Annotated in this window: 17 protein-coding genes; 12 read left to right on the forward strand and 5 right to left on the reverse strand. The window is 63.0% G+C overall.

What is annotated here, in order from left to right:
• Positions 1-29: 29 nt before the first annotated feature.
• Both CTR53_RS12475 and CTR53_RS12480 read right to left on the reverse strand, forming a co-directional pair.
• Positions 30-635, reverse strand: coding sequence for a hypothetical protein (locus tag CTR53_RS12475; protein ID WP_290813675.1), 606 nt, complete (start codon positions 633-635; stop codon positions 30-32).
• Entirely contained in the window at positions 632-2,170 is a 1,539-nt protein-coding gene (locus CTR53_RS12480) for an NAD(P)-dependent oxidoreductase (RefSeq protein WP_290813678.1), read from the reverse strand. Before CTR53_RS12480 ends, CTR53_RS12475 begins: the two co-directional genes overlap by 4 nt.
• Positions 2,171-2,620: 450 nt before the next feature.
• Here CTR53_RS12480 and CTR53_RS12485 point away from each other — a divergent pair, with 450 nt between their 5' ends.
• The 4 genes from CTR53_RS12485 to CTR53_RS12500 all read left to right on the forward strand — a co-directional run bounded on the left by CTR53_RS12485 (position 2,621) and on the right by CTR53_RS12500 (position 5,267).
• Positions 2,621-2,929: a hypothetical protein gene (locus tag CTR53_RS12485; protein ID WP_290813681.1), complete on the forward strand. Its 309-nt coding sequence runs from the start codon at positions 2,621-2,623 to the stop codon at positions 2,927-2,929.
• Positions 2,930-3,094: 165 nt separating this feature from the next.
• The gene (locus tag CTR53_RS12490; RefSeq protein WP_290813686.1) at positions 3,095-3,952 is read left to right on the forward strand and encodes a peptidoglycan-binding domain-containing protein; all 858 of its coding nucleotides are present in this window, start codon (positions 3,095-3,097) and stop codon (positions 3,950-3,952) included.
• Between the two features lie 167 nt (positions 3,953-4,119).
• A complete protein-coding gene (locus CTR53_RS12495; RefSeq protein ID WP_290813689.1) occupies positions 4,120-4,545 on the forward strand; it encodes a hypothetical protein in 426 nt (141 codons plus the stop codon).
• A 56-nt stretch (positions 4,546-4,601) separates the two neighbouring features.
• Complete coding sequence (locus CTR53_RS12500) at positions 4,602-5,267, forward strand: hypothetical protein (RefSeq protein ID WP_290813691.1); 666 nt, start codon at positions 4,602-4,604, stop codon at positions 5,265-5,267.
• On the opposite strand, the gene CTR53_RS12505 is transcribed toward CTR53_RS12500, so the two are convergent.
• On the reverse strand, positions 5,248-6,414 hold the full coding sequence (locus CTR53_RS12505; protein WP_290813694.1) for an acyltransferase family protein: 1,167 nt from the start codon (positions 6,412-6,414) through the stop codon (positions 5,248-5,250). The two genes, CTR53_RS12500 and CTR53_RS12505, sit on opposite strands and share 20 nt — an antisense overlap.
• Positions 6,415-6,505: 91 nt before the next feature.
• On the opposite strand from CTR53_RS12505, the gene CTR53_RS12510 reads away from it, so the two are divergent.
• A complete protein-coding gene (locus CTR53_RS12510; protein WP_290813697.1) occupies positions 6,506-7,360 on the forward strand; it encodes a LytTR family DNA-binding domain-containing protein in 855 nt (284 codons plus the stop codon).
• Positions 7,361-7,363: 3 nt separating this feature from the next.
• Here CTR53_RS12510 and CTR53_RS12515 read toward each other — a convergent pair whose 3' ends face one another.
• Positions 7,364-8,329, reverse strand: coding sequence for a complex I NDUFA9 subunit family protein (locus tag CTR53_RS12515; RefSeq protein ID WP_290813700.1), 966 nt, complete (start codon positions 8,327-8,329; stop codon positions 7,364-7,366).
• A gap of 83 nt (positions 8,330-8,412) precedes the next feature.
• Between CTR53_RS12515 and CTR53_RS12520 the strand changes: the two genes are divergently transcribed.
• From CTR53_RS12520 to CTR53_RS12550, 7 genes are all read left to right on the forward strand, one after another.
• Entirely contained in the window at positions 8,413-8,610 is a 198-nt protein-coding gene (locus CTR53_RS12520) for a superinfection immunity protein (protein ID WP_290813703.1), read from the forward strand.
• 143 nt (positions 8,611-8,753) lie between these two features.
• Positions 8,754-9,566: a DeoR/GlpR family DNA-binding transcription regulator gene (locus tag CTR53_RS12525; protein ID WP_290813706.1), complete on the forward strand. Its 813-nt coding sequence runs from the start codon at positions 8,754-8,756 to the stop codon at positions 9,564-9,566.
• A 2-nt stretch (positions 9,567-9,568) separates the two neighbouring features.
• Positions 9,569-10,579 carry an extracellular solute-binding protein gene (locus CTR53_RS12530; protein ID WP_290813709.1) on the forward strand — a complete coding sequence of 337 codons (1,011 nt, stop codon included), beginning with the start codon at positions 9,569-9,571 and terminating at the stop codon, positions 10,577-10,579.
• Between the two features lie 126 nt (positions 10,580-10,705).
• Complete coding sequence (locus CTR53_RS12535; protein WP_367158972.1) at positions 10,706-11,527, forward strand: ABC transporter permease; 822 nt, start codon at positions 10,706-10,708, stop codon at positions 11,525-11,527.
• Positions 11,528-11,545: 18 nt separating this feature from the next.
• Complete coding sequence (locus tag CTR53_RS12540; protein ID WP_290813712.1) at positions 11,546-12,358, forward strand: ABC transporter permease; 813 nt, start codon at positions 11,546-11,548, stop codon at positions 12,356-12,358.
• A complete protein-coding gene (locus tag CTR53_RS12545; protein ID WP_290813715.1) occupies positions 12,351-13,394 on the forward strand; it encodes an ABC transporter ATP-binding protein in 1,044 nt (347 codons plus the stop codon). Before CTR53_RS12540 ends, CTR53_RS12545 begins: the two co-directional genes overlap by 8 nt.
• Positions 13,395-13,496: 102 nt before the next feature.
• The gene (locus CTR53_RS12550; RefSeq protein ID WP_290813718.1) at positions 13,497-14,321 is read left to right on the forward strand and encodes a phosphodiesterase; all 825 of its coding nucleotides are present in this window, start codon (positions 13,497-13,499) and stop codon (positions 14,319-14,321) included.
• Positions 14,322-14,404: 83 nt separating this feature from the next.
• Here CTR53_RS12550 and CTR53_RS12555 read toward each other — a convergent pair whose 3' ends face one another.
• A complete protein-coding gene (locus CTR53_RS12555) occupies positions 14,405-15,874 on the reverse strand; it encodes a CHAD domain-containing protein (protein WP_290813721.1) in 1,470 nt (489 codons plus the stop codon).
• Positions 15,875-16,051 lie beyond the last annotated feature (177 nt).

Below are 16,051 nucleotides of genomic sequence, written 5' to 3' on the forward strand. Positions count from 1 at the left end.
TCCTGATGTCGGTCATGGTCGGACTCCTTCTACTTCTTCTGCAGACCCAGCTCGGCGAGCCGGTCCTTGTTCAATTCCTGCGCCCGCTCGGCGCGCAGCCGCGCCAGCAAAGCGAGTTCCTTGTGGCGCTGGTCGAGCGACTGGCCGAAAGCAGCCATGCGGGTGTGATCGACATTGCGCTCGATCTCGAGCAGCACGTTGATCGCGGCCTTTGACAGCTTGTCGGTGGCGATGCCGGGCTGCATCGCCTCCTGGCCGGCCGGCGAGAGCAGCACGCGCTTGAAGACCTGCAGTTCAGTCGCCGTGAAATTGGCGGCGAATTCATCAGCGACGACGCCAACGAGGTCTTCCAGCACGGCGCGCATACTGGCGGCCTGGAATTCCTCGACATAAACCTGGATGCTGGCGTCCTTGCCGGGGAATTCACGGCTCAGGCTTGCATAGAGCTGGCTGCGGCTGAGCGCGATCTGCTCGGCCAGCATCTGCTCGACGGGGAAAGCGCGCGCCACGATCTGCGCGTCCTGCTGGCGCGAGACTGCGTCGTTCCTGGGCGCCCCATTTGATCCTGGCGTGACGCAGGCCGTCAGCGCGAGCGACAGCAGCGCAGCGAGCGTTATGTTGCGAAGCGCGCTCATTCGGCAGCCACAGCCGATGGCTGTACCTTCGACTGAATGAACTGATGGATCGCATCGGCGCAGTCGCGGCCGTCGCGGATCGCCCAGACGACGAGGCTGGCGCCGCGCACGATATCGCCGGCGGCAAACACGCCCGGGATATTGGTCATCTTGCTGCGCGCCGAGATCTTCACGGTGCCCCAGCGGGTGACTTCCAGATGCGGCGCCTTGAAGGCCTGGGCCAGATCTTCCGGATCGAAGCCGAGCGCCTTGATCACGATATCGGCCGGCTGGTCGAAATCGGCATTCTCGATTTCCACCGGGACCTGACGGCCCGAAGCATCGGCCGGACCGAGCTTCATGCGGCTGGCATGCACGGCGCTGACGCCCTCGCCGCCCTGGAAGCTGACATCCTTCACGCGGGCAGCAGCCGGATCGGCCTGCTTCAGCTTGTCGAAGCCGGCTTCGGCGCTGGCATTGAAGTCGCCGCCGCGGAAACTCTTGGGCAGCGACAGCCAGACGAATTCGACGCCTTCTTCCTCGGCATTCTTCACTTCGCGCATCGAGCCCGGCATGTTGGCCTTGTCGCGGCGATACAGGCAATGCACGGCGGTGGCGCCCTGGCGAATGGCGGTGCGTACGCAGTCCATCGCGGTGTCGCCGCCACCGATCACGACCACCTTCTTGCCAGCTGCATTCAGCTTGCCGCTGTCATACTCGGGCACCTTGTCGCCCAGACCGTTCCGGTTCGAGGCGGTGAGATAGGTCATCGCCGGCACGATATTGTCGAGCCCCGAACCCGGCGCCTGCAGCTCGCGCGCCTTGTAGACGCCGGTGGCGATCAGCACGGCGTCGTGCTTCTTGCGCAGGTCGTCGAGCGAGGCATCGCGGCCGACTTCGAAATTCATGTGGAAGGTCACGCCGGCCGCTTCGAGCAGCGCCGTGCGGCGCTCGACCACATGCTTCTCCAGCTTGAAGTTCGGAATGCCGTAGATCATCAGCCCGCCGGCGCGGTCGTAGCGATCATAGACATGCACCGCGTAACCCAGGCGACGCAGCTTGTCGGCGGCAGCCAGACCGGCGGGGCCGGCGCCAATGATGCCGATGCTCTGCGGCCGTTCGCCATGGGTCGGCTTCGGCGCCTGCACCCAGCCGGCCTCCCAGGCCTTCTCGGTGATGTACTTCTCGATCGAGCCGATGGTGACGGTGCCATGACCCGACTGCTCGATCACGCAGTTGCCTTCGCACAGACGGTCCTGCGGGCAGATGCGGCCGCAGACCTCGGGAAACGTATTGGTCGCCTGGCTCAGCTCATAGGCTTCTTCCAGCCGGCCTTCGGCGGTCATGCGCAGCCAGTCGGGGATATTGTTGTGCAGCGGGCAATGCACCTGACAGAAGGGCACGCCGCATTGCGAGCAGCGCGACGCCTGCTCGGTCGCCTTGGTGGCCGCGAATTCGCGATAGATCTCGTCGAAGTCGCCGGCGCGCTCGGACGCGGTGCGCTTTTCCGGCATCGCCTGGGCGGTCTGCACGAACTTCAGCATCTTCTCGGCCATGGCACGGCGCCTTCCTGGGGCGACCTGCCGGCTGGTCGATAGATATTAAGGAGCGGCAGATCGGGTCTTGGGACAAAGACACCCCGGGCGGCGGATCCGCTCGCACCCTGCTGGGATGCAAAAGGACGCTTCGACTGGGGCGGAGTGCAACTTTTATTGCTGAATGCCCGCCCGATCAAGCAAATAATATCCGATAGGTCATGTTTGTTGACCTTTTCGATTCTTGCGCGGCCATGACAAGGCTTGACCACAGGGTCAGAGCGTCACACACCCACCATATTAGGACCGAAATGAGACGATATGGGTATTAAGCCATTGAAATGGCTGCGGCAGTTTTCCACAGCCAGCCTGTGCCGCAAAACGCCGCCGCTTTGCCCGCCTTCCGCCTGAATTGAGCGTCTTGATGAGAGCAGGCCGGAACAGCCGGTCAGCCACATGCGAGGTTTCCTCATGCGCCTTCTTCATGGTCTGGCGATCGCGAGCGCCATGTTGATCTCGGTGCCCGCCTTCACCTCCTCGGCCGAGGCCGGCGACAGGCATCATCACGGCGGCCCCAGGCATGGCCATCACTACCATGGTGGCGGCAAGCAGGTGTTCTATGACTACCGGATCGAGCGACGCTGGCACGGCCCTCCCGGCTACTATGCCTATCCGCCGGGCTATTACATCGCGCCGGCCCCGGTCTACTACTATCCAGCGCCGCCACCACGATACGTGCCGCGCGGCCCTTCGATCAGCGTGACGATCCCGCTGGATTAAGCAGGCTTTCCAAGCCTTTGAACGACGAAGCGCCCGGTCATAAGCCGGGCGCTTTTTCATTGCCTGTGGTTGCAGAGATATGAATACTAGCATAATTAGGTTGCATATTTAGAACATTTCAGGTACATAAAGATGGTATGCCGTCTCGATATTCAGGATAGCCAAATGAGCCTGCTTCCGATTGATCCCGACCAGAACTCGATCCGCCCCTCTTTCTTCCCTGCCATCGGCGACATTTTCAACCTCACCGGCGCCATTGGACCGGAAGCCGCCAATGCCCGCGACGATGTCATCCGCGCGCAGATTCTGCTCGGCGAGTCCGGCGATCTCGATCTCGGAAGTCTCGGCGGTCCGACCGGCTGGCCCGGCAGCGAACTGACCCGTGGCCTGAAACGCTATCAGCGGCGCAAGGGACTGACGGTCGACGGCCTGATGCTGCCCGACGGCGAAACGATCCATGCGCTGCAGGCTCTCGGCGAACGCTTTGCAGGCTCTCACGCGCCGACAACAGCGGAGGTCGACGATCACCACGACCGCCTGGCGCGCTATCGCGCCGAGGATAGTGAAGATGTGGAGCTGCCACGGCTGGAACTGCCGCGTGCAGATGACGGCAGGGTGCCAGCTGACGCGCGGACCGTTGCGACGGATTCCGACCGGCTCGCTACGATACAGCCGCTCTCAGAGGTGAAAAGCGACATCGATGACGATGGCTCGCTCCGCTTCACGCCTGGCGCGCAGGTCGCACAAGCGGCCGAGCTCATGCAGATGATGCAGGCACAGGCAGCGGCCAACGCTGCTGCGGCAGCCGGTGGTGCTGTCGGTGCATCAAAACAACTGCCGCCCGGCGTGACACCGGAGATAGATAAAGTCGGCCATCGGCTGGAAAAATGGGTCGACGACAAGATCAACCTGCTGACTTTGCCGGTGCAGGCCCAGCGTTATCTCAATGACGGTACGCCGATCAACCTGCCGTCCGCCTTGCTCGATCCGGCCATTGACGCAGCCAGCAGAACGCCGCGCTGAAGCCGAGCGCGCCGGAGGAAAAGGGGAATTATTCGGGCGACCTATTAGCCTGGGGCACCAAGGCCATACAAGCTGGCATTCAGGATATTTTCGGCACAACAGTTGAGCGCAACGAAACAGACAACACCCGATTGTCGAGTAATGTCATAGTACAGGCATGCAATGAAGTGATTGGCGAAAATATCCGTCTACACGGCTTCAAGCATGTTGCTGGAGCCTCACTTGATGGGAAAGGTGAAAATGAACTCGCCGAAGCCGCAATGAAAGACGGTATAATCAATAAAGGCGGTGGCGGTCATAGCTTTCCTGATATTCTTTATAAGCGAGGAGAGGAACTCGTCGGCATCAATAGCGCTACGGAATCAGCACCCGGCCGTTATATTGGCCGTGAAGTCAGAAGTTTCGCCAAACTGGTGGAGAATATGGGGCGGTGGGTTGCAGCCATTACTGGCAAAAAGCGTCCCGATGAAGATATCGACGAATATCGGCAACGCGCCAGGCAGGTCTGTGAAGACGCATTTGGGAAGCATCTTGCAAAAGATGACGCCGAGTCAGAGCAGCAAGTCGATAATTCAAATCCTGCAAGCCCATGAGCACGACTTTCGCCATACATCGGAAACGGACGCATCACCGCTCCAGGAATACCGCGATGTCGGCCGAGGACTTCCGGGCTTTTTCAGAGATTCTCTCCGCAGTTTTTCCGGGCGCGCGCTACTATATGGCGCCGACAGACAAACAACGTAATTATCTTTACCGGCCGATCGACGGCCTTCTACGTCAACGGCCGCCACGCATACTGGCCCATCACTCACTGTACCGAGTGTGGCAAGCGGCGCATCGATGGGAAGCCGACATTGTAATGACTCTTGATGCACAGTGGCAGCCGGTCTGGGAACATACAAACACCGGCCATGAGGAGTATCCACCGTACTGGTATCTTATGTCCCCACAAAAACCATTTGTATGGTTTCAGCATCCAGCCCACCGCTTTACATCCACCCGAAGTGGAATGACCTGCATGGCAAACTGTCTTATGACGGCTCATTGCGTGCCCGGAAATCAGGGCCACTTTCGCTTTGCGAATCAGTTCTTTCGCTTACTTCGGAAGGTCACCAACGACAAGAATCTTGTGAGAGTGAAGCATCCCTCTGGAGAACTGGTCGCAGCTTATGTCGACAAAAGCTCCTGGCTATGGGTCGGCCATGACGCACGCCGATGGGCGGCGGAGGACAGCAAACATTTTCTCTCCTTTCAGGGCCATAAGGAGTGGGATGGCGGCATACGTCCGATGCCCATTAATTCACTCGAAACCTGAATACTCCTCTCTGCGCGCTTACCTCCTTCAACCCGAATACCGGCCGCAGCACACTCACCCGCCGCACAATCTCATAGCCCACGAAGCATGCCATCGCCGTGCCCAGCACAAGAAGCACTGCTTCCGCACCGACCGGCAGGGCGAGTTTGGTGAGGTGATGGCCCAGCACCACGATGGCGGTCTGGTGGATGATGTAGAAGGGGAAGACGGCATCCGTCAGATAGCGTCGCGCGGGACTGTCGAAATTCATCAGCCGCCGCGCGAAGCCCAGCAGCATCAGGATCCAGGCCCACTGATCCAGCGCCCAGATGAAGGGGCGTGCGGGCCCTCCGGTATTCGTCACCACCGCCACGATCATCGAGGCATAGATTGCGACGGCCAGCGTCAGGGCGATCCAGCGCAGGTTTTCGATGCTGCGCCAGATGCCCTCCTGCCTGGCAATGCCATAGCCGAACAGGAACATCGACAGATACAGCGCATGCAGATACCAGTCGTCGAGCAGCGCATGGGTCTCACCGAAAACCGGCTTCAGTGTCAGACGTAGCAGCCCGACGAAGAGCGGCGGCAAGAGAAGCAACGCCATCGGTCGACGCATCAGTGCAGCCATGCGCTGCATCGGCAGGCGATGGAGCAGCGGGCGCAGCGCGAGCACCAGCATCGTATAGACCCAGAGATAGACCACGAACCACAGATGATTCCAGGTCGGCACGATCAGCGGCGCGCCGTTGCTGCGCCAGCCATCGTGGAAGCCGATGTATTTCACGTAGAAGGCGAGCCAGCCTTCGTCGAAATTCATATGTTCCACGACCTCGTAATAGGTCTGCGGCGGCACGATGACCAGCATACCGAACAGGAGCGGCGGCAGCAGGCGCCAGCTTCTGGCTGTCGCCATCGCACCGCGCGGTAACTTGTCCGACATGAAACGCGTCGCGCAGCCGGCGATCAAGAACAGCAGGCCCAGTCGCCAGGGATTGCTCAGCAGCATTACAGGCTGGACGACCTGCCACACGTCCGGGCCGGTCTGGCTGCTCTTCACATGCCAGGGCCAGGAGACATAGAACATGCCGATATGGTAGAAAATCAGCAGCCCGAAGGCGCCGATGCGCAGCCAGTCGAGATCGTAGCGACGCTCAGTGATGTCCGACATGGAATCCTCTGTTCAGCAAGGCGACACGCCGTCATTGCCAGCGACGGACGCCGCTGCAAAGCCGGCTGGGACGGGCGGCGGGTCTGCTGGGATGAACGGCCCAAAGAGAAGTAACGTCACGGATTACATCGGTTTTTCGCGCCGGCTCTGGCTCGGTTATGCGGCGTCGCTGCTGATCGCCGCGGCGCTCGGCGCGACCTCCTTCTGGATCGAAGACACCCGCAACGGCATCGCCCTGCCGGCCTGGTGCTATGCCGTCACCGAGGGCACCAGCATCTTCATGCTGTTCATCCTGACCCCGGCGCTGCTGTGGCTGACCGCCCGGCTCGACCCGAACCGCATCGGCTGGCCGCGCACGGTCGCGGGCCATCTCGGCGGCTTCGCGCTGGGCAGTGCTGCGCATATTGCCGGCATGGCCGCGCTGCGCTGGCTGATCTTTCCGCTGTTCGGCCAGGCCTATGGCTTCGGCAGGCCCGGCCAGCTCGGCCTGCAGCTGCTCTACGAAGTCCGCAAGGACGCCGTGATCTATCTCGGCATGGTGGCGCTGATCTGGCTGGTGGCGATGGCGCGGCGACGGGCGCAGGTCATTGTTCAGCAGGTGGTGATACATCGCCCGGCTTCGACAGGCGCCTCCCGGCTGGAAATCCGCGACGGCACCAGACGCCTCTTCCTCGATCCGGCCGAGATCCTCTGGGCCGAAGCCGCCGGCAATTATGTCGAACTGCATCTGGCAAATGCCAGCCATCTGCAGCGCCAGACGCTGTCGTCGCTGGAAGAGCAATTGTCCACGCTGGGCTTCGTGCGCATCCATCGCTCACGGCTGGTCAACCGCCAGCGCGTGCGCGGCATTGCCGGCAACGACAGCGGCGACTTCACGGTGACGCTGGATGATGGCCGCGAGATCGGCGGCGGCCGGCGCTGGCGCGAGGCGCTGAAACTGAACTGAGGCTTACGAGAAGCGCGGCTCGAATTTGCCGCCGCCGCGACGGTAGCGGTAGAGATAGCTGTCGATATTGCCTTCCACCGGGGTCGGCTGGTCGACGCCAAGATCCTTCAGGCCTTTCGCGCCTTCCGAAACGACATTGTCGGATTTCAGCAGTTCGATCTGGTCGCGCGTGATCGGCGGCGCGAACAGCGGCTGCATCTCCAGCGCAAAGGCCAGCGGCTTGAGCGCGAAGCCCGGCACCGGCAGCAGCAGCCGCTTCTTGTGGATCGCGGCGAGCGTGAGCTGCAGGATTTCCTTCATGCTGTAGACCTTCGGCCCGCCCAGCTGATAGGTCTGGCCGGCGGCGGCATCGTCCTGCACGGCGCGCAGGATCGCGCTGGCGACATCGACCACGTAAACGGGCTGCAGCTTCGTATGGCCGCCATCGACCAGCGGCAGTACCGGCGCGAGCGCCGCCATGGAGGCAAAGCGGTTGAAGAAATCGTCTTCCTGGCCGAACACCACGCTGGGACGGATGATGGTCGCCTGCGGCATGTGGCGATGTACGCCCGCTTCGCCGGCGGCCTTGGTCCTGGCATAGTTCGAGCTGCTCCTGGCATTCGCGCCGATCGCCGAGACATGCACCATCTTCCGCACGCCGGCTTCCTTGGCGCAGAGCGCAATCACCTCGGCGCCGCGCGCCTGCACGGCGGAGAATTTCTGCGCGCCGCGCTCATACAGGATACCGACGCAGTTGATCACCACATCAGACCCCTGCACCGCCTGCTGCACCGACCTCGGCATGCGGATATTGGCCTGCACGATGTCGATCTGGCCGACCGAGCCCATTGGCTTGAGGAACAGGCCCTCGTCGGGACGGCGGATGGCGACGCGGACACGGGCACCCTCGCGGGCCAGCTTCTGCACGACATAGCGGCCGATAAAGCCGGAGCCGCCGAAAACGGTGACGAGCTGGTTGCGCAGCGACATGACGCGATTCCCCTGCCAAAAACGCGAGTATTGAACGCCCGGACTATAGCCAATTCGCTTCGCCATCCAATAGCTTGGCCCGCATGGGTGCCGGATTCCCCACTGTCATCATCGGCCTGCTGGCCGGGACGGTCTATTTCCTGCCCAGCCTGCTGGCCTGGCGGCGCCAGCATCGCTGGCGGGACAGGATCCTGCTGGCCAATCTCCTGACCGGCTGGACCGTGCTCGGCTGGGCGATCTGCCTCGGCCTGGCGCTGCGGCCAGCGCGCCCAAAGCTCTAAGCCATTGATTTCCCTGACTCTGCCCGCCCGTGGATAATGTTCATTTGACGTCACAGAATGTTCATGTGATGGTCATTTCAACGAAATAAGCGTCTGGCAATGTTCATTTGAACATGACCAGCTGCACGGGACAGGGAACGACCATGGGCGCCGGAATGCCGGCCGATAACCGCGCCCGCCTCATTCTGGAGGCGGTCCAGCGGGACGGTTACCAGACCATCGAGGCGCTGGCGTCGCTGTGCGGCGTGAAGCCTTACACCACCCGGCGCGACGTGATCGGCCTGTGCGACCGCGGCCTGCTGCGCCGTCGCCATGGCGGCGTCGAACTGCCGCCCGAGGGCGAGAACCTCGCCTATCCCGCCCGCCAGGTGCTGAACTTCCAGGCCAAGCGCCGCATCGCCGAACTGGTGGCGCGCAATGTGCCCGACAGCGCTACGCTGTTCTTCGGCATCGGCACCACGCCCGAGCAATGCGCGCTGGCGCTGACTGATCATCCCGGCCTGCGCGTGATGACCAACAACCTCAACGTGGCCACGGCGCTCAGCCGCAATCCGTCCTGCGAGATCACCATCGCCGGCGGTCGCGTGCGCAATCTCGACAGGGATGTGGTCGCCGCCGAGGCGCATGATTTCTTCAGCCGCTTCGCCGTCGATATCGGCATCTACGGCGTCGGCGCCGTGGCAGCCGACGGCACGCTGCTCGATTTCGGGCCCGACGAAGTGACGATGCGCCGCAACATGGCGCAGCACTGCCGCCAGCGCTTCCTGGTGCTCGATCATTCCAAATTCGGCCGCGACGCCACGGTGCGCGGCGGCCATATCACCGAGGCCACGGCTGTCTTCACCGACAAGCCGGTGCCACCCGCCATCGCCGCGCAACTGAAAGATGCCGGCGTCCGTCTCGTCGTCTGGTCCGACGACGCCAGTGAACCTGCACTCAACAACGGGAGAGGCTGAACATGTTTAAACGTATTCTTCTCGCGACCGCACTGGGCATCGCTGCCCTTGGCGGCGTGGCCGACGCCAACGCGCAGCAGCGCGCCATCTGCTACAACTGCCCGCCGCAATGGGCCGACTGGGGCTCGCAGCTCAAGGCGATCCAGAGCAAGCTCGGCATCACCGTGCCGCCGGACAACAAGAATTCCGGCCAGGCCATCGCCGCGCTGATCGCCGAGAAAGCCAATCCGGTCGCCGACGTCACCTATCTCGGCGGCATCGCCTCCGACCAGGCCAAGAGCGCCGGCATCCTGAGCCCCTACAAGCCGAAGAACTGGGACAAGATCCCAGCCGACCTGAAGGATCCGGAAGGCTACTGGTTCACCATCCACTCCGGCACGCTCGGCCTGTTCGTCAACAAGCAGGCGCTGGGCGGCAAGCCGGTGCCGCAGAGCTGGGCCGATCTGCAGAAGCCCGAATACAAGGGCCTGGTCGGCTATCTCGATCCCACTTCGGCCTCGGTCGGCCAGCTCGGCGTGATGGCAGTCAATCTCGCGCTCGGCGGCACCTACGAGAATCTCGATCCGGCGATCAAGTATTTCAAGGATCTGCAGAAGAACCAGCCGATCGTGCCGAAGCAGACCTCTTACGCCCGCGTGATCTCGGGCGAAATCCCGATCCTGCTCGACTACGATTTCAACGCCTATCGCGGCAAGTATACCGACAAGGCGCCGGTCGAGTTCGTGATCCCGAAGGAAGGCAGCGTGGTCTTCCCCTATGTGATGGGTCTGACCGCGAAGGGCCCGAATCCGGAGAACGGCAAGAAGGTGCTGGATTTCGTGCTGTCGGATGAAAGCCAGGCGATGTGGGGCAATGCCTATCTGCGTCCGGTCTTTGCCGAGCGTCTCTCGGCCGATGCCAAGGCGAAGTTCCTGCCCGACGCCGACTATGCCCGCGCCAAGCCGATCGACCTGAAGAAGCTGGCCGGCGCCATGCAGCCGATCGTCGACCGCTACAACAAGGAAGTGAACTGAGTATACGTTAAGGCGGAGATCAAACAGTTATTCGTCATTCCCGCGAAAGCGGGAATCCAGACCAGCCGCCGGTCTGGACCCCCGCTTCCGCGGGGGTGACGACGTAACTGGATAATACGAGTGGAGATGATGCGTCGGGAAACACAAAGACTGATTCTGCTTCTGCTGCCGGCTGGAATCCTCTTCTCGGCCTTTTTCCTGATTCCGATGGCCGAACTGTTCCTGATCGGCGGCGCCGGCAAAGACGGCTGGGCGGCCTATGCCGCCATCCTCACCAATGCGAATTACTTCAACAGCCTGCTCGCCACGCTGGGCGTCGCCGTGCTGACCACGATTGTGACTTTGATTATCAGTGGTATTTCCGGCGTGTTCCTGCAACGCCACAAGTTTCGCGGCAACGGCGCACTGGTCGCCATGCTGACCTTCCCGCTCGCCTTTCCCGGCGTCGTCATCGGCTTCATGGTGATCATGCTGGCCGGCCGCCAGGGGTTGATCGGCGCGGTGAGCGAGGCGCTGATCGGCGACAAGATCGTCTTCGCCTATTCGCTGACCGGCCTGTTCATGGGCTATGTCTATTTCTCGATCCCGCGCACCATCCTCACCGTGATGGCCGCCGCCGAAAAACTCGATCCGAAACTGGAAGAGGCCGCGCGCTCACTCGGCGCCTCGCCATTCCGTGTCGTGCTCGACGTCATCATCCCGGGGCTGAAACCCGCCTTCATCTCGGCCGGCGCGATCTGCTTCGCGACTGCCGTGGGTGCTTTCGGCACGGCCTTCACATTGGCCGCGAGGATCAACGTGCTGCCGATGGTGATCTATACCGAATTCACCCTGGCGGCGAATATCACCATGGCCGCGGCGCTCAGCTTCGTGCTCGGCGCGGTGACCTGGATCGTGCTGGCGCTGGCGCGCACCGCTGCCGGCGGCACCGTTGCGGCTGCCGGTTAGTGGGTGGGGGTTAGCACCATGCGCACAAAATGGCTCTTCAACCTGCAGCTCGGCTTCACCCTGCTCGTCTGCGCCTTCCTGATCGTGCCGGTCATCCTGTCGATCATGGCCGGCCTGACGGTGAATTATCTGGTTGGCATCGAAAGCGGGCTGACCCTGCGCTGGGTGATGGAAGTCTGGAACGGCTATCGCAACACCATCTTCCTCTCCATCGGCATTTCGCTGGCCTGCCTGGTCGTCACGCTGCTGATCGGCATTCCCACGGCCTATGTGCTGGCGCGGCGACAGAACGCGCTCGCCCGCGCCATCGAGGAACTGCTCGTCATGCCGGTGGCTGTTCCTGGACTGGCGACCGCGCTGGCGCTGATCGTCACCTATGGCAGCCTGTCCGGTTTCCGCACCAGCTGGACCTTCATCCTGGTCGGCCATGTGCTGTTCACCCTGCCCTTCATGGTGCGCAGCGTGCTGGCCGTGCTGATGGCGATCGACCTGAATACCCTGGAAGAAGGCGCGTCATCGCTCGGCGCCGGGTGGTGGCGGCGCTTCCGCGACATCGTGCTGCCGAACTGCCGCGCCGGTATCCTCGCCGGGTCGCTGATGGTGGTGACGCTGTCGATGGGCGAGTTCAACATGACCTGGCTGCTGCACACGCCCTTCACCAAGACGCTGCCGGTCGGCCTCGCCGATGCCTATGCGAGCTTACGGCTGGAAGTCGGCAGCGCCTATACGCTGGTCTTCTTCCTGATGATCATGCCGCTGCTGCTGGCCCTGCAGGCCTTTGCGCAGCCGCGTCTCAAGAAATATGTGCCCGAGGATGACACCCATGAGTGATATCAACCCGATGTCGATTGCGCTGAAAAACTGCGCCAAGACTTTCGCTGATGGCACCAAAGCGCTGGAACCGCTCGACCTTGCGATCAACGCGGGCGAGACCGTGGTATTCCTCGGACCGTCCGGTTGCGGCAAGACCACAACCTTGCGGATCATCGCCGGGCTGGAAGAACCGGATGCCGGCGGCAGCGTCCTGTTCGACGGCCAGGATGTGACGCAGATCCCGATCGAGCAACGCAACGTCGGCATGGTGTTCCAGTCCTATGCGCTGTTTCCCAACATGAGCGTGGCCGAGAATATCGGTTACGGTCTGAAGATCCGCAGAATGCCGGCAGCGCAGGTGCGCACCCGCGTCGGCGAGATGCTGGCCATGATGCAGATCGAGAAGCTGGCCAACCGCAGGATCGACCAGCTGTCAGGCGGCCAGCGCCAGCGCGTGGCGCTCGCCCGTGCCATCGCCGTGCGACCGCGCGCGCTGCTGCTGGACGAGCCGCTCACTGCGCTGGACGCCAAGCTGCGCGATACCTTGCGGCTCGAGATCGACACGCTGCTGCGCAGCCTGAAGATCACCGCGATCTATGTCACCCACGACCAGGCCGAGGCGATGGCGCTGGGCGACCGTATCGTGGTGATGGAGCATGGCCGCGTCGCCCAGATCGGCGCACCGCGCGACATCTATCAGAAACCCGCGTCGCGGTTTGTGGCCGATTTCATCGGCACCATGAACCGCCTGAACGGTGCGGTGCGCAACGGCGTGTTCACCTGCCGCGCCGGCGACCTGCCCTGGCCCGCCGCGCCGGCCGATGCCAGCGAGATCCTGTTCCGCCCCGAAGACATCCGCGTTACCGAAGACGGCGAACCCAGCACCTTGCGCGGCAGGATTGCCTCGGCCTTCTTCCTCGGCGACCGCACGCGGCTGTTCGTCGAAGTCGGCGAGCGTCAGCCGCTGGTGGTGGAAAGCACGGCGCGTCGCGACTTCTCCCATGGCGAACAGGTGGGACTGGCCATTGATCCGCGCGGTATAGTGATTCTGTGAGTTCGTTATTTTCGTCGTCCCCGCGAAAGCGGGGACCCAGCTTTAAAACAAAAACTGGATTCCCGCTTTCACGGGAATGACGGGAAGAAGGAGAATGCTCCCATGCTGATCGCCCAGATCACCGATACCCATATCAAGCTGCCGGGCAAGCTGGCCTATCGCAAGGTCGATACCGCCGCCATGCTGGAAAGCTGCGTGCAGCATCTGCAGACGCTGAAGCAGCAGCCCGACCTGATCCTGCTCACCGGCGACCTGGTCGATCTCGGCCGGCCCGAGGAATACGACCATCTGAAATCGATCCTCGCGCCCCTGCAGCAGCGTATCATCGCCATCCCGGGCAACCATGACGAACGCGATGCGATGCGCGACGCCTTTGCCGCCGGCGGCTATCTGCCAAAAGAGCGCGGCAGCTTTCTGCAATTCGCCATTGACGACGAATATCCGCTGCGTCTGATCGGACTCGACACGCTGGTCCCCGGCCAGGGCGGCGGCGAGCTTTGCGCTGAACGTTTAAGCTGGCTGGACGCAGTGCTGCAGCAGCGACCGGACCAGCCGACCCTGGTGATGATGCATCATCCGCCTTTCGTCACCGGCATCGGCCATATGGACAAGATCGGCCTGAAGGGCGCGACCGAGTTCGAGCGCATCGTGGCGCGGCATGCGCAGATCCAGCTGATCCTGTGCGGTCATCTGCATCGCGTGATCCGCGCCGATGTCGGCAGCCGCACTGCTCTCACCTGTCCGAGCCCGGCGCATCAGGTCGCGCTGGATATCGATGCAGACGCGCCGAGCCGCTTCACCATGGAACCGCCGGGCTACATGCTGCACTGGTGGAACGAGGGCAGGCTCGTTACGCATACGGTCGCCATCGGCGCATATGACGGCCCGCATCCCTTCCACGGCCCGGATGGGAAATTGATCGATTAAGCCCAATCGTCGTCCCCGCGAAAGCGGGGACCCAGAGCAACGGTTGGACTGGGCTCCCGCCTTCGCGGGAGCGACGAGATTCCTTAATCCTTCCCGTCCTTCCAGAACGGCTGCAGCGCCGCGAAACTTTCCCAGGCTTCGCCGAGCTGGGCCAGCTGCAGCTGCTGCCGCCCGGCGAACCAGGCGGCGATCGCGGCGGCGGCAGGATCCTGGTCCGGCACCGGCAGCAGATCGCGCACCAGACGCAGCCCCACATCGGCATCGTTGAGCATGCCGAGGCAATCCTGCAGATGCGCCAGCGCGTCGATGAAACGTCGCGGGCTTTTCTTCTGGCCCTTGCGATGCCGGAACAACGGCCGGAAGAACTCGGCCGCGTAACGCAGCTTCTTGGCGCGGATGCGCAGATCGTGCAGCGCCGGCACGTCGAGTTCGGCATGGCGGCTGCCAAGCAGCTTCACCTTGCGGCGCCGGCGCCGCAGCAGGTCGGTGGCGAATCCAGCGGCCGGCGCCGCGGCCAGCACGGCATCGGCCAGCACGGCGGGATCGTTGCTTTCGACGGCTACGAGGAAGCGGTTGAGCCCGAGGCGTAACGCGGCCAGCCGCGGCGCGTTCAACGCCGAGTCGAGGGCCTCCTGCGCCGAGACGCGGCGATCTTCCAGGATGGTGGCGAGATGCTGCAGGCGTTTCGGCGGATCGGGCAGACGGCGCAGCGGCGCCAGCGTTTCAGACAGGAAGACATCGAGATCGCGCTTGCGTCCGAGCGGCGCACCGAGCCAGCGCAGATCGTCGAGCAGCGGAGCGAGTGCGCCATCATCCAGCATCGGCGAGAACAGGCCGATGGCCGAACGCAGGCGGCGCAATGCGACACGCATCTGGTGCACGCCCTCGATATCGCGGTCGCGCAGCACCGGCAGCAGGTTGGCATCGAACTGCGCCAGGCAATGCCGGCCGATGGCGGCGAAGACAGTGGCGGCCGTGGCATCGCCGGGTGGTTCGAAATCCAGGCTGGCGGCACGCAGCGGCTGCGGCTCGATCAGGTCGAGTGCTGCGGCGGCCTGCACCAGCGGCGCAGCACCGGTCCAGCGCAACGGCAGATCGCGCACCAGATCGGTGGCCATCGCATCCAGCGCCGCGGCAGCATCGGCCGTCGCCTGCAGGGTCAGCGCTTCATACGTCGTGCGCTTGTGACCGGCTTTGAGCTGCACCTTGTAGGCCTGCAGCAGAATGGTGTGGCCGCCTTGCCGGAGATTATACAGCTGGCCGCTCTGCGTGCCTTCGGCCAGGGTTTCGAGATCGCCGATCTCTTCCAGTACCGGTGCCGGCGCGATCGGCAGGCCCGCGGTCGGCAGGGTGACGATGCGCTGGCCCTCCGCGTCGCTGATGGCGAGGCAGAGCCAGCCGCTGGCGGCAAAACGGCGGTCGACGGTATCAAGCAGGGTCAGCGCGGATTTCAGGACACGGCCGCGCCTGGCGACGAGACGTTCATGCCGGCGCAATGCCGACAGCCCACCCGGAGCAAGGCCGAAACGCAGCAGCGCGGGCGGTTCGTTCATGGCCGCGGACTCTATCGGAGCCACTGGAAAATAGTCAAACAATACAGCCGTTTACGATTGTTACAGTTCTGCGAAACCGATATGCGGTCCGCCCGCCCTATTTCCGCCGCTTTCCTTCGCTTAACTGCGTCCATTGCAGGCCGCTGAAAGGCAGCCTGAACAGGGCCGTCCGGCACC

This window comes from Ferrovibrio sp. (genome assembly GCF_002796975.1).
Taxonomy (GTDB): Bacteria; Pseudomonadota; Alphaproteobacteria; order Ferrovibrionales; family Ferrovibrionaceae; genus Ferrovibrio.